This window comes from Desulfosarcina sp., from assembly GCF_033791525.1.
Taxonomy (GTDB): Bacteria; Desulfobacterota; Desulfobacteria; order Desulfobacterales; family Desulfosarcinaceae; genus Desulfosarcina.
This window is the reverse complement of record NZ_JASJGN010000362.1, coordinates 1-5,170: the sequence shown is the minus strand read 5'-3', so window position 1 is coordinate 5,170 and position 5,170 is coordinate 1. Positions and strand designations below refer to the sequence as shown.

Genomic DNA, 5,170 nt, shown 5'->3' with positions numbered 1-5,170 from the left:
CAGGCCGGCAATCAGGCGCAGGATAGTGGACTTCCCACAGCCGGACGGACCCAGCAGCACCGTCAGGCTGCCTTTGGCAACCGTAAAGGAAACCTGTTCAACGGCAACGACCAGACCCCATTGCTTGGCCAGTTCACGGATTTCGATGCGGCTCATGGGGACCTTTCTCCTTTGCAAACAAGCAGCTGGGGCCGGAATGCTTTAGCAGTGCCGAGATATCCCCTTTCGCATAGCCAGTTCAGATCCGGGCTAAGTGTCTGGGTGGTACTTGGAGATGACTGACCCGGTCATCCATCAGAAAACATAATGCTGGCAGACCATTTTGACAATCGGTGCTTGGCGTTCGGAAGGAAGCATCGATCAGATGCGGACAGCGGATCTTAATGATTGTTTTTTATTTGAACTTGTTCTCAGAAGATCTTACGACAATAACAAAAGCGGAATCAAACTATTTTTGGAATAGCCGCAGAATCAGTAGCCGCCCGCTTACCATAGACTTCATTTTTTTGCAGTCCGAATCTGCATCGATTTTTAACCGGCGAACGATAGGCTATATTAGATGTAACCTTCGCCACGATTAAGGCTCAAATTTAGCAATGCGCATAAAAGGGCTTACGGGTTTGAAACCTGTATGAGACGAACGACAACACTTAACCCCATCGTTGCATGAAAACATGTGAAAACTATTGTAAAATTCAGTAATGATATAGAAAACGTTATTTCTTACCGAAGGTGCAGGAATCCACCGGATGTGAATTCCTGCAAGAACAATGATTTTCTCATGTTTTTACCCTTTCGGGAAAGCGAGAGGATTCCAGATCCCGCGTTGCCAAGGGATTGCAGTAAAGGACTACGGCGTCACCCTCGGCGCCTTGGCTCTGAAACCCTCCCGCTTTTGCAACGTTGGGGAGAACTTTGATGGAAGCCATTCAACGGTTTAAAGAGATTTGTACGGACCCGAAAGCTTACGCCCGGCGCTGGAAGGAGAAGACCGGCGGCAAGGTGATCGGCACCTTGTGTTCCTACGCCCCGGAAGAGCTGATCCTTGCCGGGGGCGCGTTGGCGTTTCGCATCGTCGGCGGCAGCGGCAGCATATCGAAGGCCGATGCGCACCTGCAGAGCTATAGCTGCAGCCTGGTCCGCGGCGCCCTCGACGATGCACTCAACGGAGATTTTGATTTTCTCGACGGCGCCATCTTCCCTCACACCTGCGATTCCATCCAACGGTTGTCCGACATCTGGCGGATGAACGCCAAAACCGGTTTTCACCTGGATGTGGTGCTGCCGGTCAAGTTGAATACACAAAGTGCCCGGGACTATATGACCGCAGTGATGAGAAAAGCCAGAACCGACCTGGAAGCGGCTCTGGAGAAAACCATCACCGATGAAGACCTGCAACAGGCCATCGACACGTATAACGGGATCCGGTCGGCCATGCAGCGGCTCTACAAGCTCCGGAACGATCGCCCCGGTGCGATCGCCGGCAGTGACGTTCACACCATTGTGCGGGCATCCATGATCATGGACCGCAACGAATTTCTCAACAGCCTGGCCCAGGTGTTAGACACCCTGGAGCGAAAGTCTGATCCTGGATCAACCGCCGCCAAACGCATCTTTCTCTCCGGCGGGGTCTGCAACCTGCCCGACGTATACGGCGTTATCGAATCGGCCGGCGGTGCCGTGGTGGGCGACGACCTGTGCACCGGCTCCCGCGGTCTGACCGGCCTTGTAGATACCGGCGGTGATCCCATGGATGCCATCGCCGACCGCTATGCCCGGCGGGCCATCTGTCCGGCCAAGCATGCGGGCATCACCAGCCGGGGCGACGACCTGGTCCGTCTGGCAAAAGCATCCCGGGCCCAGGGGGTTATCCTTCTCTTCCTGAAATTTTGCGACCCACACGCCTTTGACTACCCCTATCTCAAATCCATGCTGGACGCCGAAGGCATTCCCAGCCTGCTGGTGGAACTGGAAGAACAGACTGCCTCGCAGGGACAGTTTCAGACGAGGTGTGAGGCTTTTATGGAAATGCTATAAATATAGCGGCTTCGTAAGAAACCCGATATCTGCGTTACGCTTCATCCCTCGTCATTGCGGAGTACCTGCGTGTACGCTGCCTACGGCACCCGCGATAGCGGTATTCTCGGGATGGAACATAAATGTTCGCCGTACGGATGAAGGTCGATTTGCTGTTCGCTCGCTTAAGCTCGCTTTCGCGGCCCGCAATCCTTGATATCAGGCTTCTTACGAAGCCGTCGAAAATGCAATTTTTTATTTGTTCATCGACAAAATAAGAAACATGACTCTGTTGTCATCCCGGCGAGATACAGGAGAACCCAATGAGCGATCCCCAAAAGCCGATCGACCCTGAAAAGGAAAAGCGCAAAATCAAGTCGGTGGGGCGCATGAAGGATATCATGACCCACTACTACATCGACGCCAAGACCGCCGACCAGACCGGTAAGAAAGTGGCCTGGATCACCAGCGGTGGGCCGGTGGAGCCGTTGATCGCCATGGACGTGATCCCGGTATACCCGGAAAATCACGGGGCCATGATCGGTGCCGCCAAGATGGGCGTGGATCTGTGCGAAAAGGCCGAGGCGATGGGCTACGCCGGCGACCTGTGCTCCTACGCCAGGGCCGATATTGCCTGTGCCACCGTCGACGGCGGCCCCATCGGCGGGTTGCCCCGGCCGGACATGCTCGTGTGCTGCAACAACATCTGCGGCACGGTGCTCAAGTGGTACGAGGTGCAGGCCCGCTATTTCAAGGTGCCCCTGTTCATCCTGGACACCCCGTTCAGCCACACGGAGTACACCCGGGAGGCCCACACCTATGTGCGCGCCCAGCTGGATGAGTACATCACTTTTCTGGAAACCCACTGCAGGAAAAAGTTCGATCACGACCGTCTGGATGAGGTGGGCCGGCTTTCCATGGCGGGCCAGCGCCTCTGGCAGCAGGTGCTCGACACCACGGTTCACCGGCCGGCACCCATGAGTGCCTTCGATGCCTTTTTCCACCTGGCTCTGATCGTCACCCTGCGCGGCACCCAGACGGTGGTCGACTACTATACCGAACTGCTCGACGAGATGAAAACCCGGGTGGCCACGGGTATTGCCGCCGTGCCTGGTGAGCGCTACCGGCTGCTGTGGGACAATCTGCCGGTATGGTTCCGCACCCGCTGGCTGTCGGACAAATTTGCCGCCCACAACGCCTGCCTGGTGGCGGACACCTATACCTCGTCGTGGTGTGGAACCCTTAAGTACCTGGATGAAAAAGATTTTCTCGGCTCCATGGCCCAGGGATACTCGCGTGTCTATATCAACATCGGTACGGATCAGATGGCCGACATGGTGGTGGACATGGTGGAAAAATACAGCGCCGACGGCCTGGTGATGCATTCCAACCGCAGCTGCAAGCCATACAGCCTGGGGCAGTACGACATCCAGCGCATCGTCCAGGCCAAGTGCGGCATTCCCGCTTTGGTGATCGAGGCGGACATGACCGATGCGCGAAACTTTTCCGAAAGTCAGATTGAGACCCGTATCGATGCCTTCATGGAGGTGTTGACGGGTGCATAAAAAGACTGATATCTGCGTTACGCTTCATCCTTCGTCACTGCGGCGTACCACGAGTACGCCTCCTTCCTCAGGACTCGCAAGCCTTGATCTCGGGCTTTTTATGGATCCGTTGAAAATGCGAATGTTAATGCGTTCATCATCTCTGAAGTCAATGCGTTAGGAGACCATTTGATGATTACGGTTGGAATCGATGTGGGGTCAATCAGTGCCAAGGCGGCCGTGGTCAGAGACGGCGAGTTGCTCGGATCAGGGGTGATCTTGACCGGGTACAACGCCAGGAATGCCGGGGAGAATGTGTTTGCCGACCTGCTGGCGAAGCTCGGCATCGGCAAAGATGCCGTGGATTGGATCGTGGCTACCGGCTACGGTCGCAAAAGCGTCGACTTTGCCGACAAGGCCGTGACCGAAATTACCTGCCACGCGGCCGGGGCTCATTTTCAGGACCCGGCCGTGCGCTGCGTCATCGACATCGGCGGCCAGGACAGCAAGGCCATCGCCATGGACGCCACCGGCCGGGTCACCGACTTTGCCATGAATGACAAATGTGCGGCCGGTACCGGTCGGTTTCTCGAGGTGATGGCCCGGGCATTGGAGGTGGACCTGGATGCCTTCGGTAAGATGTCCCTGAAAGCGGACCGGCCGGCCGCCATCAGCAGCCTGTGCACCGTCTTTGCCGAATCCGAAGTGATCTCCCTCATCGCCAGGGGCGAACGCCGGGAGAACATCATTGCCGGCATCCACGAATCCATCGGTTCCCGGGTGATCGCCATGGCCGGCCGGGTGGGCATCACCGAACCGGTAATGATGACCGGCGGGGTGGCCAAGAACATCGGCGTGGTCCGGGCGCTGGAGAAAAAATCCGGCAAACCCATCCGCGTTTTTGCCAATGCGCAGGTCAACGGCGCCATCGGTGCCGCACTGATCGCTGCCGGCATCGCCTGACAGCTAAAGCGAGCGATGATCTTTCCCATTGATTAAATGGGACGGTTGGATTGACCCAAAAAATCAGGTCGACGCGGGGATGGCATATAATAATTTAAGTGCATTGATCAGTGAACTGCGCTATATTCAGACGCTGAACAAATTACACCCCAACGATGGGCGACACTGACATCGGCTGCAGGGACAAACGGATTTATGGAACATAACCATGCATCGGAAAAAGGAAGCCTGCTTGAGATCAGATCATTGCGGGAACAGGTTTATGAATATCTGAGAGGAGAAATGCAGGCCGGCAACCTGATTCCCGGGTCTTTCATCCCCTTGAATGAAATCAGTGAACATCTCGGTATCAGCAAGACCCCGTTGCGAGATGCCATCATACAGCTTGAATGTGAGGGGTTCGTAACCATTCTGCCACGGCGCGGCGTGGTGATGAACAAGCTTTCCTTGGATGAGATTAGAAATATGCTTGACGTCGTCGGGGCATTGGAAAGCCAGGTCCTTTTATCGGTCTTCGATCAGATCAAGCCCCACCACCTTGAAACGATGGAGCAACTCAATGAAAAAATGAGATCGATCATGTACCTTCAAAAATTCCGCAAATTCGATCAACGATACTACCAGTTAAACATTGCCTTTCATGATGT

At 55.4% G+C, this 5,170-nt stretch carries 5 protein-coding genes; 4 read left to right on the top strand and 1 reads right to left on the bottom strand.

What is annotated here, in order from left to right; genetic code table 11:
* The coding region (locus QNK41_RS17905) for an ATP-binding cassette domain-containing protein (protein ID WP_319259579.1) at positions 1–156 on the bottom strand (156 nt) is incomplete at its 3' end.
* Between the two features lie 762 nt (positions 157–918).
* Between QNK41_RS17905 and QNK41_RS17900 the strand changes: the two genes are divergently transcribed.
* From QNK41_RS17900 to QNK41_RS17885, 4 genes are all read left to right on the top strand, one after another.
* Positions 919–2,037 (top strand): 2-hydroxyacyl-CoA dehydratase family protein, encoded by a 1,119-nt coding sequence (locus QNK41_RS17900; RefSeq protein WP_319259577.1) that lies wholly within the window; start codon positions 919–921, stop codon positions 2,035–2,037.
* Between the two features lie 302 nt (positions 2,038–2,339).
* A complete protein-coding gene (locus QNK41_RS17895; protein ID WP_319259574.1) occupies positions 2,340–3,581 on the top strand; it encodes a 2-hydroxyacyl-CoA dehydratase family protein in 1,242 nt (413 codons plus the stop codon).
* 171 nt (positions 3,582–3,752) lie between these two features.
* Complete coding sequence (locus tag QNK41_RS17890) at positions 3,753–4,523, top strand: acyl-CoA dehydratase activase (RefSeq protein ID WP_319259572.1); 771 nt, start codon at positions 3,753–3,755, stop codon at positions 4,521–4,523.
* 195 nt (positions 4,524–4,718) lie between these two features.
* On the top strand, positions 4,719–5,170 hold a 452-nt coding region (locus QNK41_RS17885; protein ID WP_319259570.1), incomplete at its 3' end, for a GntR family transcriptional regulator.

Bases quoted from the DNA above. Each gene is read 5' to 3' on its own strand.
- QNK41_RS17900 (WP_319259577.1), top strand. From the start codon at position 919: ATGGAAGCCATTCAACGGTTTAAAGAGATTTGTACGGACCCGAAAGCT.
- QNK41_RS17895 (WP_319259574.1), top strand. From the start codon at position 2,340: ATGAGCGATCCCCAAAAGCCGATCGACCCTGAAAAGGAAAAGCGCAAA.
- QNK41_RS17890 (WP_319259572.1), top strand. From the start codon at position 3,753: ATGATTACGGTTGGAATCGATGTGGGGTCAATCAGTGCCAAGGCGGCC.